The organism is Streptomyces sp. NPDC018833 (assembly GCF_044390825.1).
Classification (GTDB): domain Bacteria; phylum Actinomycetota; class Actinomycetes; order Streptomycetales; family Streptomycetaceae; genus Streptomyces.
This window is the reverse complement of record NZ_JBIRZM010000010.1, coordinates 245,991-264,105: the sequence shown is the minus strand read 5'-3', so window position 1 is coordinate 264,105 and position 18,115 is coordinate 245,991. Positions and strand designations below refer to the sequence as shown.

At 71.1% G+C, this 18,115-nt stretch carries 14 protein-coding genes and 1 pseudogene; 6 read left to right on the top strand and 9 right to left on the bottom strand.

Going from position 1 to position 18,115, the window contains the following annotated elements; translation table 11 throughout:
- Positions 1 to 830: 830 nt before the first annotated feature.
- Positions 831 to 1,802: a polyprenyl synthetase family protein gene (locus ACH5AF_RS21665; RefSeq protein ID WP_398903274.1), complete on the top strand. Its 972-nt coding sequence runs from the start codon at positions 831 to 833 to the stop codon at positions 1,800 to 1,802.
- Between the two features lie 52 nt (positions 1,803 to 1,854).
- Here the strand turns inward: ACH5AF_RS21665 and ACH5AF_RS21660 are convergent, their stop codons facing one another.
- Positions 1,855 to 2,835, bottom strand: coding sequence for a LysR family transcriptional regulator (locus ACH5AF_RS21660; RefSeq protein ID WP_398903272.1), 981 nt, complete (start codon positions 2,833 to 2,835; stop codon positions 1,855 to 1,857).
- 457 nt (positions 2,836 to 3,292) lie between these two features.
- Here ACH5AF_RS21660 and ACH5AF_RS21655 point away from each other — a divergent pair, with 457 nt between their 5' ends.
- Entirely contained in the window at positions 3,293 to 5,341 is a 2,049-nt protein-coding gene (locus tag ACH5AF_RS21655) for a M9 family metallopeptidase (protein WP_398903270.1), read from the top strand.
- A 787-nt stretch (positions 5,342 to 6,128) separates the two neighbouring features.
- Here ACH5AF_RS21655 and ACH5AF_RS21650 read toward each other — a convergent pair.
- Entirely contained in the window at positions 6,129 to 6,689 is a 561-nt protein-coding gene (locus tag ACH5AF_RS21650; protein ID WP_398903268.1) for a GNAT family N-acetyltransferase, read from the bottom strand.
- Between the two features lie 138 nt (positions 6,690 to 6,827).
- On the bottom strand, positions 6,828 to 7,355 hold the full coding sequence (locus ACH5AF_RS21645) for a MarR family winged helix-turn-helix transcriptional regulator (protein WP_398903266.1): 528 nt from the start codon (positions 7,353 to 7,355) through the stop codon (positions 6,828 to 6,830).
- A gap of 304 nt (positions 7,356 to 7,659) precedes the next feature.
- Between ACH5AF_RS21645 and ACH5AF_RS21640 the strand changes: the two genes are divergently transcribed.
- Positions 7,660 to 8,355 carry a DUF4142 domain-containing protein gene (locus ACH5AF_RS21640; RefSeq protein WP_398903264.1) on the top strand — a complete coding sequence of 232 codons (696 nt, stop codon included), beginning with the start codon at positions 7,660 to 7,662 and terminating at the stop codon, positions 8,353 to 8,355.
- Between the two features lie 536 nt (positions 8,356 to 8,891).
- Positions 8,892 to 9,136 (top strand): annotated as a pseudogene (locus tag ACH5AF_RS21635) (ArsR/SmtB family transcription factor); the annotation flags it as partial.
- Positions 9,137 to 9,408: 272 nt separating this feature from the next.
- Here the strand turns inward: ACH5AF_RS21635 and ACH5AF_RS21630 are convergent.
- Both ACH5AF_RS21630 and ACH5AF_RS21625 read right to left on the bottom strand, forming a co-directional pair.
- Entirely contained in the window at positions 9,409 to 10,128 is a 720-nt protein-coding gene (locus tag ACH5AF_RS21630) for a potassium channel family protein (RefSeq protein WP_398903263.1), read from the bottom strand.
- Entirely contained in the window at positions 10,121 to 11,494 is a 1,374-nt protein-coding gene (locus tag ACH5AF_RS21625) for a TrkH family potassium uptake protein (RefSeq protein ID WP_398903261.1), read from the bottom strand. The genes ACH5AF_RS21630 and ACH5AF_RS21625 overlap by 8 nt, the downstream gene beginning before the upstream one ends.
- 345 nt (positions 11,495 to 11,839) lie before the next feature.
- Here ACH5AF_RS21625 and ACH5AF_RS21620 point away from each other — a divergent pair, with 345 nt between their 5' ends.
- Positions 11,840 to 12,043, top strand: coding sequence for a cold-shock protein (locus tag ACH5AF_RS21620; RefSeq protein ID WP_215187024.1), 204 nt, complete (start codon positions 11,840 to 11,842; stop codon positions 12,041 to 12,043).
- Positions 12,044 to 12,137: 94 nt separating this feature from the next.
- Here the strand turns inward: ACH5AF_RS21620 and ACH5AF_RS21615 are convergent, their stop codons facing one another.
- From ACH5AF_RS21615 to ACH5AF_RS21600, 4 genes are all read right to left on the bottom strand, one after another.
- Positions 12,138 to 12,725, bottom strand: a complete 588-nt coding sequence (locus ACH5AF_RS21615; RefSeq protein WP_398903259.1) for a hypothetical protein — start codon at positions 12,723 to 12,725, stop codon at positions 12,138 to 12,140.
- Positions 12,726 to 13,039: 314 nt separating this feature from the next.
- Positions 13,040 to 14,332 carry a cation:proton antiporter gene (locus ACH5AF_RS21610; RefSeq protein ID WP_398903258.1) on the bottom strand — a complete coding sequence of 431 codons (1,293 nt, stop codon included), beginning with the start codon at positions 14,330 to 14,332 and terminating at the stop codon, positions 13,040 to 13,042.
- On the bottom strand, positions 14,319 to 14,966 hold the full coding sequence (locus ACH5AF_RS21605; protein ID WP_398903256.1) for a flavin reductase family protein: 648 nt from the start codon (positions 14,964 to 14,966) through the stop codon (positions 14,319 to 14,321). Before ACH5AF_RS21605 ends, ACH5AF_RS21610 begins: the two co-directional genes overlap by 14 nt.
- Positions 14,967 to 15,177: 211 nt before the next feature.
- Complete coding sequence (locus ACH5AF_RS21600) at positions 15,178 to 16,776, bottom strand: tryptophan halogenase family protein (protein WP_398903253.1); 1,599 nt, start codon at positions 16,774 to 16,776, stop codon at positions 15,178 to 15,180.
- 271 nt (positions 16,777 to 17,047) lie between these two features.
- On the opposite strand from ACH5AF_RS21600, the gene ACH5AF_RS21595 reads away from it, so the two are divergent.
- Positions 17,048 to 18,088 carry a BTAD domain-containing putative transcriptional regulator gene (locus ACH5AF_RS21595; protein WP_398903251.1) on the top strand — a complete coding sequence of 347 codons (1,041 nt, stop codon included), beginning with the start codon at positions 17,048 to 17,050 and terminating at the stop codon, positions 18,086 to 18,088.
- Positions 18,089 to 18,115 lie beyond the last annotated feature (27 nt).

Below are 18,115 nucleotides of genomic sequence, written 5' to 3'. Positions count from 1 at the left end.
TCGTCCGTGGACACCTGCGGACCGTACGTCCCAGGGGCCAGCCCCTGGACCCCGCCAGCGCCCAGGCCGCGCTGGACCGGCCATGGCATGGGGGGGGGGGGGGCCCCCCCCCCCCCCCCCCCCCCCCCCGGGGGGGCCCGCCCCCCCCCCCCCCCCCCCCCCCCCCCGGCCCCCCCCCCCCCCCCCCCCCCCCCCCCCCCCCCCCCGCCCCCCCCCCCCCCGCGCCCCCGCCCCCGCCCCCCCCCCCCCCCCCCCCCGCCGCGGCAAGCGGCCGATGCGGGTGTCTCCCGCCGGACGAGGTGGAAGAACACCTCGCCGATGACGACGGCGGTCATCGAGCCCGCTCCGCCTCGGGTCGCTTGTCCTGGATCTCCGGAACGACCACCTCCCAGGCTTCGACGGCGTACCGCGGAGGTGCCGGGCCCTGTGCCGTCACGCGGAGCTCAGCTCCATGTCCTCACCGCCGATCACCCCATGGTGGCCACGCCGTAGCAGGAGGGCCTTGGGCCACCCTGGACTGTCACACGACGCCGGCCGGGCATGACTCCCGGGGATGGGCCGAGGGTTCATGGGTGCCGCCACCCATCTCCGGTCCTTGGCACGGGCCTGCCGGTTCCCGGCAGGCCCGATCCTGGCAGGCAGGCAGGCGGGCAGGCGGGCAGGCGGGCAGGCGGGCAGGCGGGCAGGCGGGCAGGCGGTCAGGCGGGCAGGCGCGCGGCGCCGGCTCACGCCCGCCGGGGGAACTCAGAGACCCGTCCCGCCCCGGTGCCCGTCCTCGCTGTCGTGAGGTAATTACTCATGACCCACGACCACCCGAGAGGACGTGTTCAGTGAACTCCCTGTCGTACCAGGACCTGCACCACAAATTCGCGGCGGACATCGACGCGGAGACAGCCGGCGCACTGGAAAGGCTCGGCTCGACATCGAGCGGGACGAAGAACGCCGTCGCCGGCCTCTTACGGCACCAGCAGCTGAAGCACCCGCTCTCGGTGCTGCCCCTGCTGGTGCACGGCGCCGAGACCGGCAGCCCGGAACCGGCCGTCCCGATAGCGGCTGTGCATGTGCTGTGGTGGACTTCGGCGTGCTACTTCGACGATCTGTCCGACGGGAACGGCTCGACGCCTGTCGGCGACGAACTCGGCCCTCACGAAGCCCTGCTCGCCTCTGTCGTCGCCGGGCATGTGCTGCCCCTGCAGATACTCCGGGCCCTGCAGACATCGGAAGAGGTCCGCGGCGCGCTGACGACAGAGGCCCTGACCTGCGGAGCCGTCGCTGCCGAAGGCCAACTCGTCGACATACGCGGCGACCTCTCCGGCGCCACGCGGAAATCGGTCGCCGAGGTGTACCGGGGCAAGTCGGGCGCGCCCTTCGGCATGATCACCGCCATGGCTGCGATCCTCGCCGGAGCGACGCCGGAAAAGATAGGGCTTTGGCGCGAGTTCGGCCACGTCTTCGGCATTCTGTGGCAGCTGTTCAACGATCAGGAGGACATCCTCTCCGGTCGCAACGAGGACCTGCTGAACGGCACGGTGACGTACCTCCTCGCGTGCGCCCTGGAGGAGGGTGCGCCCGGGACCGCAGAGCGCCTCACGGACCTGCACGCCGCCGCCCGGGAATCCGCCCCCGCCAGGACCGCGCTCACCGACCTGCTCCTCGCACCCGCCAACCAGCACCGGTACCACCGGGATCTCACCGCGTTCCGCGAGGAGGCACACCGCCTCCTCGCGGACCTGGGCGGTGACGAAGCGTACGTCACGGCACTGCGTCAACTGGTGGACCACTCGTCCCGGCTGTATCTGTGACGCTGCGGAGCCCGCGGACACGAGAAGCGGACACCGCCCCCGTCCGGCCCCGTCACCTGACCCTGGTGCCGGCCCGCCCCGTCGGGCGAGGGGCGGCGTAGGTCCGGTTCGCCCAGGCCTGGAAGTGCGGGGCCTGGGTGATGAGTTCCCGGTACGCGGCGGCCGCGTAGTGGTGGAGCGCCTCCGCCGTCACGTCGTCGACACTGTCGCACCGCCAGATCATCAGGTGTCTCAGCCACAGCGGCGTACCGGCCAGCGGTTTGATCAGCACACCGTCGAAGGGCTTGTGGGTGGCCTGGATCGCGGAGACGCCGTGTCCGCCGGCGATCAGTACCTGCAACTGGTCGAGCGGGCTGAACTCGTGCACGGCCGCCGGGGCGAATCCGGCCGCCCGGCACGCGTCGTAGAAGGCACCCGGCCAGCCCACCCCGTCGTCGGGTGTCACGAACCAGGTGTCCTGAGCCAGCTCCTCGAGCGGCACCTCCACCCGGTGTGCCAGCGGGTGATCGGCGGGCAGCGCCACGAACACCGGCGCGGTGACGATGGCGCGGTGCGCAAGGGCGGGGGAGTGGCGCAGTTCCAGCCCCGGGTAGTCGACGCCCAGCGCGGCGTCCAGCTCGCCGTTCTCCATCAGCCTGACCAGTTCCCCGGTGGCGTACACACTGCTCATCGACATCGCCAGGTCAGGGAATGCCGTGCGCATCGCGGCCACGAGGCTGGGCAGGACCGGGGTGTTCGTGGCGCCGAGCCGCAGCGTGCGGGTGGCGCCCGGGGTGACGGTCCGCCGACGGCCGAGGGCGTCCGCGCGGGCGAGGACGTCACGGGCCCGGCTGATCACCTCGACACCGTACGCGGTGAGCTCCACTCCCGTACTGCCCCTGGTGAACAGCCGCTCGCCCAGCGCACTTTCGATGCGCCTGAGCTGCGTGCTCATCGCAGGCTGGGTGAAACCCAGCGCGGTGGCGGCCCGCCCCACGCTCCCGGCGTCCGCGATGGCGCACAGGGCCCGTAGATGGCGCAGCTCCAGCTCCATCGGACACACCTCGCCGGCCGGTGACGGAAACGACTGGCCCAATTATGCGTGGCACGCCGCGCGTCCGGTACGGCACGGCAGCAGTCGGTGGCCCGGGGTGTTATGCCGGGGCCGGACGGTCTCGTATCCCTCAACTCATTGTTCCCGCTGGGCAGTCGTGGAAATCTCCCTGTGCGCCTTCGCCCCGAGCGGGGCGGCGGGGCGGAGCCGCCCGGCCGGCGCAAACCCCCCACCAGGAGTGTCGATGCAAAGAAGAAGGTCCTCCTTGCGCCGCATGGCGTCCGGAATATGTGCATCTGCCGCGGCGCTGGCCATCATCGCAACCCTCGCCGGTTCCGCGTCCGGGGCCGCCGGCCGGCCCGCTCCAGAACCGGCCGCCTCCCGCACACCCGCCGCCGGCGCCGGCCAGGCATCGACCGGGACCGGAAACGGGCCGACGGACCGCCAGCTCAGGCCCATGACCCCGGGCGAACTTCCCCCGCTCTCCGGCCCGGGAACCGGGAACGGCCCCGCCCCGGCCTCCCGCACGGCCCCAGCCCCCGGGACCGTCGCCGAGTGCTCGCCCGCCGACTTCGCCTCCCGTGACGGCGCGCAGCTCGTGACGCTCGTCAAGTCCTCGACCGACGCCTGCCTGAACAGCCTGTTCAGCGTCGCCGCCGCCGACGCGCACGGCGTGTTCCGCGAGGCGAAGATGGTCACCGTCGCCGACGCCTTCCGCACCTCCGCGCTCACCTACGCCGGAACCAACGCGGACGGCACCTACCAGCTGGTCCTCTTCCTCCGGGCCGGCTACTACGTCCAGTACAACCATCCCGACGAGGTCGGCGACTACGGAGCGCCGCTCAGGACCGCGATACGCGGCGGCCTCGACGCCTTCACCGGAAACAGCCACTACCTGGACGTCACCGAGGAACACGGCCGTACGCTCAGCGAGTCGATCATCCTGATCGACAGTGCCACCGAGGCGGGCCGCTACCTCGGGCCACTCCAGCGCGTCCTGAACGGATACAACAGCAGCTGGGACGCCTCCAGGAGCATGGTCTCGGCCGCCAACGCGGTGTACACCCCGCTGTTCCGCGGACATCAGTTCCCCGAGTTCGTCACGGCGGTCGTCCGCGATCCGAGCATTCTGCGGACCCTGAACCGGTTCGCCCTCGCCCACCTGGACCTGCTCGGTACCGACCGGTCGTACCTGACGAGCAACGCCGGAGCCGAGCTCGCCCGTTTCCTCAAGGACGCCCCGCTCAAGGGCACGGTCCGTCCGCTGGTCAAAGAGGTGCTCGATGCCACCGCGATGACCGGCCCGACTGCCCGGCTGTGGCTGGCCACGGCAAACCTGGCCGACTACTACGACGCCGCCGAGTGTGCGTACTACGACATCTGCGGCTTCAGGGGCGAGCTCGACAAGATCGCCCTGCCCATCACCCACGCGTGCGACGCGGCCCACACCATCCGCGCCCAGGAGCTGACCGCCGCCCAGCTGTCCGCGTCATGCCGCAGTCTGCAGAACCAGGACGCCTACTTCCACGGCATCGTCGCCGACAGCGGTCCCGTGGCCGACGACCACAACACCACCATCCACGTCGTCGCCTACAACAGCCGTGCGGACTACCAGATGTACGCGGGAATCATGTTCGGCATCGACACCGACAACGGCGGCATGTACCTCGAGGGCGACCCCTCCCGTCCCGGCAACCAGGCGGTCTTCGTCGCCTACGAACAGGACGGCCAGGTCTGGAACCTCAACCACGAGTACACCCACTACCTCGACGGCCGCTACAACACCCACGGCGACTTCACCGACTCCATCTCGGTGCCCACCGTCTGGTGGATCGAGGGCTTCGCCGAATACGTCTCCTACGGCTACCGCGGCATCGACTACACCGCCGCGATCAACGAAGCCGGCAAGCACACCTACGACCTGAGCACCCTCTTCCAGACCACCTACGAGAACAGCAACCTGGCCAGGACCTACCAGTGGGGGTACCTGGCGGTCCGCTACATGCTGGAGAAGCACCGCCCCGACGTGCTGAACATCCTGGCCAAGTTCCGTACCGGCGACTACAACGGCGCCTACGCCCTGTACGCCGAGGGCATCGGCACCCGCTACGACGCGGACTTCGACGTCTGGCTCACGGCCTGCGCCGCCGGCGCCTGCCAGGGCGGCCCGTCCGCGCCCCAGTGCACCGGCGCCGACACCCGGATGCTGGACAGGAACTGCTCACGCACCGGCCGTTCGGCCGCGGCAGCCGGCACGGACCACCTCTACCTGTGGCTGCCGGCCGGGAGCAGCACCCTGACGGTCAGCACCTCGGGCGGCACGGGCAACGCCGACCTGTACTACAACGCCGACACCTGGGCGTCGCCCAACGCCTACAGCGCGCGCTCCACCGGCACCGCCTCCACCGAACGCCTGAGGGTCACCAACACCACGGCCGGCTACCGCTACATCGGCCTGCACGGGGCCACGGCCTTCAGCGGCGTGACGGTGACCGCCTCGTACTAGATCCTGTCCAGTCCCTCATGCTGCTCGTCGCAGCGTCCACGTGGCCAAGGCCGGTGACAAACGCGACGAGCGGCGTGCTCTGCGGCCGGGGCGAGCCGCCCCGGCCGCGTGCCGGCGGCCCGGACGACGCGGTGGCCGCCTCGGCACAGGCCGAGGCGGCCGCGACCGCCGACTCACCCTGTGCGACCAGCGCGACGAACTCGCCGCCCGCCGCCCTCCGCGAGGCAGCCGACCCCCTCGGCATCGACACCGAGGTGCTGGTCGGCCTCTCCGACCACGACGACCCGCGCCGACACAGCCCTCCTGCCACACGCCGACCATACGGACGTCCGGGTACGGCGCGCGGTGGCCTCCGGCTTCCACCCGTGGTCACGGGCCTTCTCACCAGCCGTCCCGGAAGGCGCTGCTGGACCTGATGAACGACCCGGACGCAGAGGTACGGCAGCGGGCCTGCCGCACGGTCGGCGACGGCAAGGACCGCGATCCCGCCCTCGCCGACGCCATGGCCGCTCTGCTGGACGACGAGATCCGCCAGGTCCGAGTGCCGCCGTGTACGGGCTCGCCCGCCACGACGACGAGCGGTGGGTGGAAGGGGCACGCCGCCTTCCCCCGGCGCCGCCCGGCACCCCAACACGAGTACGACCTCGACGAGGTATGGCGGTACGAGCTGCGCCGCGACGGCCGCGGACACCCCGGCCGGGCCGTCTGGGCTGCGGTACCAGCAGCAGTGCGAGCATCGAAGGGGCCAGGCAGCCACCAAATGAAACCTCGTCCAAGACGGAAAGCGCTACCGGCGCCGCTGCCAGTCGGCCCGGGTGAGTTCGTATTCGACCTCGCCGTGTTCCGATCCCGCGATCGCTTCCGGCCAGTCCCCGGTGAATGTCCGGAGGAACGACAGGCCCGCCTTCTCCATCACCCGCCGGGAACGGGCGTTCACCGTCATGGTGTTCGCGGTGACCCGCTCCACCGCGAGGTCGGTGAACCCTTTGTCGATCAGGGCCCGCGAACCCTCCGTGGCACAGCCCTTGCCCCAGGCGGCCTTGTTGAGCCGGTAGCCGAGCTCGACCACGGAAGGGTTGTGGTCGTCGACGGGACGGAACTCGAACCAGCCCAGGAACGTCCCGGTGGTCTTCTCCTCAGCCGCCCAGTAGCTTCGGGTCCCGAAGCACGGACAGTCGTGGAGGAGCCGTGGCAGAGTCCGCTCCCGGATCGCCTCGCGGCCGGCCGGCCGGCCGCCGTTGATGAAGCGCATGACGTCGGGATCGTTGTGCAGCGCGAAGAGGTTGTCGGTGTCGGCGTCGGTGAACGAGCGCAGCACGAGCCGTTCGGTCGTCAGGAAGACATGCATCCCGTGATGCTCGCCACCGACGGCCGGGCCCGCCACCGGATATTCACGGCAGCCGCGACGCGTCCAGGGCGACCGGCTCGGCGCGGTTTGCCGGGCCGCGGGCTGCGTCACGGCGTTGCCGAGGCGGGAGCCGACTCATCAGCCCTGGTGCAGGGGCGCGTCCGCCCAGCCCAGTGGAGACAAAACGTTGTGTCCCGCCGTCCCGCCGGGCTCGTCACCTGCCTCGGTGAAAGCGGTCAAGGCGTCTATGAGAGCGGAGCGTTGATCGAGAGACAGGCGCTCCACGATCGTTGCGATCTCCTGTCGGCGCCTCCCCATGACGTCCTCGACGAGCGCGCAGCCTTCGCGCGTGAGCCGCAGTACGGTTTCGCGCCGGTTCTCGGGGTTGGTCTGGCGGTCCGCGAGACCGGCCGCGATCAGCCGGTCGACCATGCGCATGGCCGTGGAAGGATTGACGCCGAGCCGGTCCGCGAGCACGACGAGCTTGGCCGGGCCGTGAGTGGACAGCACGACGAGCAGCCGGAACTGCGCCAGTGTCACTCTGTCCTCGACCGCGGCGAGGGAGCGCGCGGAGACCGCGACCAGCAGTCGCGAGGCAGTGAGCACCGCACGGGTCACCGCGTCGACATCGTCGACGCGCTGGGGGGACTGCACCTCGTCGGCCATGCCGTCCTTTTTATCGTGCCTCGCCGACTCGCCGTCCCGCCGCCCCCGGGAAGAGCCTTTTCAGCTCCCGTGGTAGTGCAGCGACAGCATGGCCGTGTCCTCGTGGTGGGGCCGTCCGCGTGCTGAACCAGGTCCGGGTCAGTGGCCTTGTCGACCGCTGAACGCCCCGGCGCCCGCGTCCGTACATCTGGCTGCGTGCCGTGCCAGCCGCCGCAACAGCTCCCGATGACATGAACGACCAGCTCACGCCGAACCGGGAGGAACCATGCGTCCGACTCGACGCGCAGTACAACCAAGGATCTCGATGCGGGCCATCGCGGTGATCGCCGCCGTATGCGCCGCCGTCGCGACCGTTTTCATCGTCGTACGGGGCAGCGGCGGTGAGGCAGCGGCCACGCAGTCGCCGGCGGGAGTCGCGGCACAGAACGGCTACGGACACTCCACCGGGGCGGGTGCCGGCCACTCCTCCGGCGCGGGAGCCGGCACGACGACCGGTGCGCAGTCCGCCCCTTCGGGTCCGCAACCGGTCACCGAGATCGACAAGACCTTCCTCGTGAAGGTGCGGCAGGCGGGTCTGTGGGAGATCCCCGCAGGCCGACTGGCCCAGACGCATGCGTCGCGCGAGGCCGTCAAACGCGCCGGACTGCATCTGCTGGACGGTCACAGCAAGCTCGACCAACTGGTCCGCGAAGACGCCCGGATCCTCGGCGTCCAGCTCCCCAATCAGGCGACCGCCGAGCAGCAGGACTTCGTCAGTCAATTGGAGAACGCCCAGGGAGCCGAGTTCGACCGCCTCTTCGCCAACCTCCTGCGGGCCTCGCACGGGAAGATCTTCGCCACGATCGGCGAAGTCAGGGCGGCCACCCAGAACGACCTCATCCGCCGTCATGCCCGCCAGGCCAACCAGACCGTCCTGGACCACATGGAAGTCCTGGAGGACACCGGCCTCGTGGACGGCGCGACCTTCCAGGACGTCGAGAAGGCCGTGACTCCGAGGTAGCCGGGAACGGGCGTATCGAACCCTGGCACTCTCCTTTGCACTGTGCAATGCTGCGGGGCGAGGAGGGCTCGGCGGACGGTCGGCCCTTGCCTGGGAGCTGGGCGCTGGCACGGTGACGCAGCTGTACGTGGCACGCCGGCCCAATGACCGAAGCCCTCCTCGCCAACACGGTGAAGCTCCGGAGGGGCGCGGAGGGGCGACGGCCCCCCGGTGACTGGCCGGATCGGCACGGTGTACGACCCGGGACGGGTCGCGCCGCGAGGGCTGGGCCACGGGGCCGACGGGCACCCTCCGCCGGTGCGCTCCTCGGGCGACCGGCTCGCCGATGCCCAGCAGTTCCTCCTTGCTGTCACGGAACCAGGCGGCGTTTCATCCCGGGCGCCCTTGCTCGGGGAGGTCCCGTCGACCTCCGTGATCCCGTCCCTCGTTCGGGATCCAGGTACGTCACCTTCTTGAACACGACGCCGCGCCGCTCGATTTCGGCCATGACTGTCTCGATGTCGCCGATCTCCCGCCCCATCTGAGTGAAGGTGCCGGGCGAGGCCACCGCGACGACGCTCGCCGAACGACTTCCCGTCTCGCGGCAGGCGGTGGTCAAGCACCTCGCCGTCCTGGACGCCGCTGGGCTGGTCTCCAGTCGCCGGGCCGGGCGGGAGGTGCGGTACGCGGTGCGGCGCTGGACGCGACGGCGCGGTGGATGGCCGCGCTCGCGGCCGACTGGGATCGGCGACTGGCGACGATCAAGCGCATCGCTGAGGCAGCGGAGCGGGATTCGCGCTAGCACTTCAGGTTGCGGTTCTCCGTTGCCCGGGGTCGGGGTGCCTGTTCCGCCGCAGCCTCGTCGGGCACGCCGCGCGGCGCGGAGGCGGTGTGCGTCGTCGGCGATCGGACCGTCGCCGTCAGCAGAGACGGTCAGCAGGGCGGCCGGTGGGGGCCTGCCCGCCGGCCGCCCCCGAGTGGCAGATGGCCCACCGCCGCCTCCAGCCGGCGGGCGAGGCGATCGGCTCCGTCGGCTACCTCGCCGCCTGCTGTTCGCCGAAGCCGGGATCGCCCTCAGCTGAGCTCGGCGAAAGCCTCCACGGCGTGGGTCTTCCCGGTGACGACGATGACGTCTCCATGCTTCACCACGGTCTCGGCGGTGGCGTAGGTGAAGTCCTCGCCCGGCCGCTTGATGCCGACGACGGTCACCCCGTATTTCGAGCGGACCGCGCTCTGCCCGAGCGGCATGCCGGTCACAATGTCCGGCGTGACGGTCTTCACCAGCGCGTAGTCGTCGTCGAACTGGATGAAGTCGAGCATGCGTCCCGTCACCAGATGCGCGACGCGCTCTCCCATGTCGTGCTCCGGGAGAATGACGTGGTGCGCACCGAGCCGTTCCAGGATCTGCCCGTGCTGGCGGCTGATGGCCTTCGCCCAGATGTTGGGCACTCCGGCCTCCAGCAGATTGGACGTGACCAGGATGCTGGCCTCGACGTCGTTGCCGATGCCGACCACCGCGCTGGTGAACTCGTGCACGCCGAGCTGGTTGAGGACCTCCGGGTCGGTGCAGTCGGCGACGGCGGAGTGGGTGAGCGCGTCGCTGTGCTTCTGGACGAGCGATGCGCTGGTGTCGATACCGAGGACGTCCCAGCCGCGCCGGGTCAGTTCGTGGGCGAGGGAGCTGCCGAACCGGCCCAGGCCGATGACGGCGACCCGCTGGTCGCCATGATCGCCGACCGGGGCCGCGAGGCGCTTGGGACGGCGTCGGCGCAGTGAGTGCAGAAACCTAGCCAATGACGGGTCGCTCCTCCGGTAGCTGGTAGCGGCGGGTCCGTTCGCGCAGGGCGAGGGCCGAGACCAGGGTGACCGGCCCGAGCCGGCCGACGAACATGAGCATGATCAAGATGAGCTGTCCGGAGACCGGGATGTCCGCGGTGATTCCGGTGGAGAGTCCCACGGTAGCGAAGGCGGAAACGGCCTCGAACAGCACATCTTCGAAGGGTTCCTTGCTGACGGTCAGCAGGGCCAGCGTGGCGGCGATCACCAGACCCACGCCCAGCAGTGCCACGGTCAAGGCCTGGCGCAGCACATGGGGACCGAGACGGCGGCCGAGGACGGAGGAGCTGGGTTCCCCGCGCACCTCGGCGACCATCGCGGCGGCGAGCACCGCGAACGTGGTGACCTTGATGCCGCCCGCGGTGCCCGCGCTGCCGCCACCGATGAACATCAGCGCGCAGGTGAACAGCAGGGTGGACGCGTTCATGGCACCGATGTCGAGTGCGTTGAAGCCGGCGGTCCGGCTCATCGCCGAGTAGAAGAATCCGTTGAGGATCTTCCCGTCCCAGTCGAAGGACCCCAGCGTGGACCGGTTGGTCCACTCCAGCAGGCAGGTCAGCACGGTCCCGGTGAACAGCAGGATGACGGTGGTGATCACGGTGAGCTTGGTGTGGAGTGACCAGGTGCGCCGACCGGTGGTGCGCCGCCGGTTTCGGTACCGCAGCAGCTCCAGCAGGACCGGGAACCCGATGCCGCCCAGGATGACGGCGGCAGCGATGGGGAGGGTCACCCACGGGTCCTGGGCGTAGCGGGTCAGGTTGTCGGGGTGGAGCCCGAATCCGGCGTTGTTGAACGCCGACACGGCATGGAAGAAGCCCAGGTAGACGGCGTCGCCGAGCGAGTTTCCGTAGCCGAGTCGGAAGCGCAGTGCGAGGACGGCGCCCACGGAGAGCTCTACGGCGAGGGTGGTGCCGGCGACTCCGAGCAGGACGCGGCGTACGTCGCCGATGCCCAGGCTCTTGGTCTCCGCCTGCGCGGTCAGCTGCATACGCAGGCGGAGCTTCCCCGCGACCAGCAGGCCGAGCAGAGAGGCGAGGGTCATGATGCCGAAGCCGCCGACCTGGATCAGCGCGAGGATGACCCCTTCACCGAATCCGCTCCAGTACGTACCGGTGTCCACGACCGCGAGTCCGGTGACGCAGACCGCCGACGTGGCGGTGAACAAGGCCGTGACGACACCCGTCGCCCGACCCGCTTCGGAGGAAAGGGGCAGGACCAGGAGGGCGGTACCACCCAGGACGACCGTGGCGAAGGACATCACCACCGTGCGTGCGGGGTGGGTGGTGAACAGCGACTGCCACACGCGCATCGTGCGTCCTGCCACGCGGTCGGCCTTCCTGGTGCTGTGGTACGTCCTCTCGCCGATCAACTGTCCGGCGGCCGTCACCCTATATGCCCAGGCAGTCTCCGGCCTTACCGGACCACGGCGGCGTCCGTGCGAAGGCGGCAGGCGTCCCACTCCCATGGCGGCGACAGGCGCCCGTCGTCCGGCCGAACCCGCGCGTGTAGCGCGTTCGGCGGCGGGTACTGGGGCAGGGCACATCACTTCCTGCGGGCGGGTGATGATCACTTACGCGGACCTCACCCCAGGCGTTCGCCAATGCCGGCGCAGACCGCACGGCACCCGCAGGACGCGGGACGCGTTCCCGCCCCCATGAAGGAGATCACCATGGCCACTGGCACCGTGAAGTGGTTCAACCCGGAAAAGGGCTTCGGCTTCATCGAGCAGGACGGCGGCGGCCCCGACGTGTTCGTCCACTACTCGGCCATCGCCAGCACCGGATACCGCGAGCTCTCGGAAGGACAGAAAGTCCAGTTCGACGTCACGCAAGGCCCCAAGGGACCGCAGGCCGAGAACGTCACACCCGCCTGACCCCCTCCCACCGACGCGCCCGCGACACCCAGGCGCGGGCGCGGGGGGATTATGCCGTCCCGCCCCGTCGGGGCCGCCTGCACGAAAGGCGTCGTCAGTCGCAGGACGCGGCCGGCCGCACTGCCACCACGTCGCTCAGGGGGAGGGGCAGCACGCGCTCATCCACACGCACGGTGACGAAACCGTCGTCGCCCTCCCCGAGGGAGCCGCAGACGGTGCTGGCCGACGTGCTCACCCGGATGAGGGCCGTGCCGCCCGCGGCCGCCCCGCCGCCCTCGTCAGAAGGCCACCAGGAGACGGACGTGGACAGGGCGAGCAAGGCGACCGCCGTGAACGTCAGCGCGATCCCGACCCGGAGGTCGCGGCTCGCTCGACGTGGCTCAGGTGGGTGGGACCCGGTCCGTGCCCCGTACAGCGGCCACGCGGCCCGGCCGATCAGGAACGCCGAACAGCAGGCGACGGCCAGCGCCGACAGCGCGAGGATCGCGGCGGCGATCTGGACGCTACGCGGTGCCTGGACCGAACCACCTTCCCGGAGGACACCGCACAGGCCGACGAAGCCGAGGACGGCTAGTTGCAGCCCGTGCCATCCCTGCGCGGACGCCCGCAGGTCCTTCGGGCTGGGCGCCGGGGCGGCGTCGCGGACGCCGGGCGTCGGCACGTGTTCGCCGGAATCGGTCATGTCCCGCCTCCTTGTCGAGCGGGGGCCCATGCTCTCAGCGCCTCGGCGGCGCGGAGACGGACCGCGTCCGTGTCATCCTCCTGCCACTCTTTCGCCGTAAGGCTGTCGGTTCGCGCGAGTTCGCTCCCGCGGCCCGGCCCCTCGTCATCATGAGCGGCGTGATCACGGGCGGCGCGCCGAGCCGGACGAGGCCGTCGAGCGGGTCCGGCGCGCCCGCCGGGGGTGAGCGGCACTCCTGCGCGCGCCCCGGCACCGGGCGTGCCGCGCAGGGGCGAGGCACCGCGGACGGTGCCGTCGCCCCTGCCGTATCGGACTCAGGTGGGCGACGCCGCCGTCGCCGCCGGGGCCGGGTCGGGCGTCGGGGCCGGCGTCGGAGCCGGCAGCCGGGGTCGGTGGAGGCGGCTGACCGCCGGGGACGTGACCGCCGTGGTGATCAGGGCCATCAGGACCAGCATCGTGAACAGCTCCGGCCCGATGACCCCCAGTTCCAGGCCGATGTTCAGGACCACCAGCTCCGTCAGGCCCCGGCAGTTCATCAGGGCGCCGATCGACAGGGCCTCGCGCCAGGAGCGGCCGCAGACGCGGGCCGCTCCTGCCGCACCGCCCCATTTGCCGAGCACCGCGACGACGACCACCGCCCCCGCCCACAGCCACTGCACCGGATCGGCGGCCAGGGCCCCGATCTCCGTACGCAGGCCGGTGTGCACGAAGAACAGCGGCAGCAGGACGGGGACCGCCACGGCGCGGAGCCGGGCGGCCGACGCCTCCACGCGGCGATGGCCGCGCGGTGTGACCACGCCGAACAGGAAGGCCCCGAACAGCGTGTGCACCCCGATCAGATCCGTCATGAGCGCGGACAGACTCAACCCGCTGAACAACAGGACCAGGATCACCCCGTCGTTCGTCCGGTCCGCCCGTGCCGCGGCCCACCGTGCGAGCAGCGGGCGGACCACCAGCACCATGGCGCCGGCGAAGAGCACCGCGAGCCCGGCCGTCGTCAGCGCGTCGAGCGGCGAGCCCGCCGAGGCGAGTGCCACCACCAGCGCCAGCAGGCACCACGCGGCCACGTCGTCGACCGCGGCGCAGGCCATCGCGAGCGCGCCGAGCGGTGTCCCGTACAGGCCCCGGTCCACCAGGATCCGGGCCAGCACCGGGAACGCCGTGACACTCATGGCCACCGCCACGAATAGGGTGAACGGCACCAACCCCACGCCATCAGGGGCTAGTTGACCGTACATGGCGAGGGCCAGCAGTGCGCCCAGGCCCAGCGGCAGCAGCATGCCCGCCTGGCTGACGGCCACCGCGATCCGGGAATGGCCGCGCAGCGCGCCCAGGTCCAGTTCCAGGCCGACGAGGAACATGAACGCCAGCAGGCCGAACTGCCCCAGGACCGAGGTGTACGGCAGGACCGCGTCCGGGAACAGCCAGGCCTGCGCCTGCGGCCACACCCAGCCGATCAGCGAGGGGCCGAGCACGATGCCCATGGCGATCTCGCCGATCACGGGCGGCTGGCCCAGACGTCTGAGGAGAGCCGCCCCCATCTGGCAGGCGAGTATGACCACGGGTACGGCGACGAGCAGTGCGGGCAGCGGGTCAGCGGCGGACACCGGCGGCTCCTTCGGACGGCAGCACGGGCGGCGCGGGCCGGGCCGTCGCCTCGGCCGGCTGCGGCGCGGCCGCGGCGTCGGACCAGCCCGCGTAGCGGCGCAGGCCGTACAGCAGCGGGTGCGCCGCCGGGCGCACCGTCACCCGGGTCGCTTCCGCGAAGACGGCCGTGTGATCGCCGAAGGCGACCGACTGCACGACCGTGCAGTCGGCGATTGCGTGCGCGGCCGCGGTCAGGTGCGGGCCGCTCGCGCCCAGCGGCAGGCGCCATTCCGTCCGCTCGAAGCGGTCCGGGGCCCCGGAGGCGAACAGGTCCGAGGTCGCCCTGGCCCGCTCGTGCAGCAGGTTGAGCGCGAACTGCCCCTGGTCGAGCAGTGCTTCGAGGGTGGGACTCGCCGTGCGGATGCACACCACGAGGGTGGGCGGGGCGAGTGCCACGCTCGCCAGCGAGCTGCAGGTCAGGCCGCGTGGCCGGGCGTCGTCGTCGAGGGTCGTGACCACCGAGACCCCGGAGGGGAAGGCGGCCATGAAGGGGCGGAGGTCGGTCTGCCGGAGGACGGCGGAGTGCTCGGCCCCGGGCGTCCCCTCGTGGTCGTCGCTACCCGGTATGTCCTGGTGCGGCGCGGAGTTGGGCATGTCTGACTCCCTGTGGGTGACGAAACAGTGCGGCCCGGCACCCGGCGGGTCGCGCCGGGTGCCGGGCCGTGGGAGCGGCGGCAGGGCCGGGAGCCCGAGGGCACCGGATCTGCGCCGGAGCGCGGCCGGGCCCGGGACGTGTCGGAGTCCGGGCGGGCCGGGGCCGGAGGGAGGAGGCGCGCGGTGCGCGTCTCCTCGCCGGGCCAGGGGCCTACGCGTGCAGTCGCTTCAGGTACTCGTAGGCGCTGGGCAGCGTCTCCAGCAGGTTCTGCTGCTGGCGCTTGACCGTCTCGAACAAGGGCTCCGCACCCGCCACGGACTCGGGCTTGTGCGCGAGCGCCGGCAGGGGCGCGTCCGGCTCCAGGCCCATGCCCGCGAAGATGCAGTAGTAGCTGCCGTTGGTCCAGAAGTTGCGGAACTCGGCCTCGAAGTTGCCGTAGTACGTCGACTCGTCGGTGATCGGCGAGTTGATGGGCAGGCCCGCCCGGTACGCGGCGATCTTCTCCTGGATGTTGTCGGGGAGGGTCAGCTTCTTGTTGGCCTGCCAGAAGGGCGTGTCGTTGCGCGGCGCGTAGAAGAAGTGCGCCTGGATGAAGTCGCGGGTGTCGTCGAACATCACCTCGATCTCGTGGTTGAAGCTGTCGATCAGGCCGTCGTTGAACGTCTTGTCGGGGAAGTGCTTGGCCAGCTGGTAGATCGCCGCGGTGATGAAGTAGATCCCGGTCGACTCCAGCGGCTCCAGGAAGCAGGACGACAGGCCGATGCTGACCACGTTCTTCACCCACGCGCGGCGGTTGCGGCCGACCCGGAACCGGATGTGGTTGAACTTGGTCGTCTCGGGGTCCAGCCCCCACATGGCGGCGAACTCGGCCGTGGCCTCGTCCTGTTCGGTGAACTTGCTGGAGTAGACGTAGCCGGTGCCGAAGCGGCCCAGCATCGGGATCTTCCACGCCCAGCCCGACGACATCGCGATGGCCGAGGTGTACGGCTCCACACCGCCCGCCTCGTCGTCGTGCGGTACGGCGGTGGCCACCGCGCTGTCGCACAGCAGATGGTCGCTCATGTCGATGAACGGCTCCGCCATCGCCTTGTTGATCAGCAGTCCGCGGAAGCCGGAGCAGTCCACGAAGAGGTCGGCGTCCAGGGCCCGGCCGCCCTTGGTCTCCAGCGCCGTGACATAGCCGTGCTCGTCCTGCCGTACCTGCGTCATCTCGTCCTGGATGTGGCGGACGCCCTGCTTCTCGATGGCGAAGCGGCGCAGGAAGTCCGCCACGAGCTGGGCGTCGAAGTGCCAGGCGTAGCGGGTGGCGGACCGGCCGTCGAGCCAGCGCGGCGACTTCATCGCGTCCATCACCGGGGGCTCGCGGAAGCAGGCGTAGTCGAACGGCTCGGTGGTGCGGCCCTCGTACTTCCGCTTGAACCAGTAGTGCGACAGCGGTGTCTGGTCGTAGTCGGGCAGCAGTCCGAAGGGGTGGTAGAAGTGGTCGGGCCGGCCGTCGGGCAGCTCCCGGGCGCTCGACTCGCCCTGACCCTCGGTGCGCCAGTTCACGAACCGGACCGCCATCTTGAAGCTGGCGTTGCACTCGCGCATCCACTCGTCCTCGGCGATACCGAGGTAGTCGAAGAACGCCCGCTGCAGATTGGGCACGGTGGCCTCGCCGACGCCGATCCGCGGGATCGCCGGCGCTTCCAGGACAGTGATGTCGACCGTGCCCTGGAGAGCCTTGCCGAGATACGCGGCAGTCATCCAGCCGGCCGTGCCGCCGCCCAGGATGACGACCTTCTTCAATCGGTTGTCGGTGCTGGTCATGGAGCAGCCCTCATTTCGTCAGTCGGGATTCGCGGCCGGAAGCCGAGGAGCTGAAGGAGAGGCGGAGGCCGGTGGGGGAGCGGACGGCCGCGTCGGCGGACGGCCCGGGCACGTCCTGCGGCGCCGGACGGGTCCGTCGAAGCCTCACTCTGGCCACTCGGCCTATGACGGACCTACAGAGGCGAGATCCGGCCGGTATAGGGCGTTTGTAGAGCGCGGGAACACACTCGCCGCAGGCAGAACGGCATACGACCGACCTCGGGAGGAAGCGATGACCACCGCGGTGACCGGAACTGCGCGGCAGGCGGTGCGGATCCGCTTCCTGGGCGACTTCGAACTGACCGTGAACGGCACCCCGGTACGGCACTGGCGGGCCGGCAAGGCCCGCGGGCTCTTCCAGTACCTGGTGATCCACCGCGGCCAGACACTCACCCGCGACCGGCTGTACGAGGCCCTGTGGCCCCGCTCCGACCGGTCGGCCGGCGGCAGTTCGCTGAAGGTCGCCGCACACGCGCTGCGCCGCGTCCTCGACGCCCGCCCCGACAACCCCGAAGACTCGGGAATCCGGCTGCACTACCGCGACTTCGGCTACGTCCTGGACATCGCCGAGCTCTGGTCCGACGTGGACCGCTTCCAGGAGTTGGTGCACACCGGGCTGCGGGCGGCCGGCGCGGGAGACCGCGGGCTCGCCCGCGAACAACTGCGTGCCGCCCTCGCGCTGTACGGCGGCGAGTTCCTGCGCGGCGAGAGCGCCGACTGGGTCGTCGAACAGCGCGAGTACCTGCGGTCCCTGGCGCTTCGCGCGCTGGACGTGCTGCGGACCGACGCCGCCGAACGCGAGGACTTCCCCGACCTCATCGATACCTGCCGGCGCACCCTCGGCATCGACCGGCACCACGAGGAGACCTACCGCGTGCTGATGGCGGCGCACGGCAGGCGGGGCGAACACGCCTGCGTGCGCAACTGGTACGAGCTGTGCGCGCGCCGGCTCCGCGACGACCTCGCGGTCGCCCCCTCCCGGGAGACCGACCGGCTGCTCGCCGCGATACTCCCGGCACAGGCACAGGCACAGGCACAGGCACAGGCCCAGGCCCAGGCCCAGGCCCAGGCCCAGGCCGCAGGACCGCAGCGCCCGCCGCGGCCGTCACCGGCGCCGGACGCGACGCGCCCCGGGCTGCGGCCGCGGGCGGCGCGCCGTGCCCGGCCCGACGCCCGCGCCGCCGTCGGCGGCCCCGCCCGCATGGCCGGTTCCTGGTCGGACCCCCGCGCCGTATCCGCTCCAGGACTCGTACCGCCCGCACGCCTTCAGTGACCGAGCGACCCAGTGAGGACTCCACCG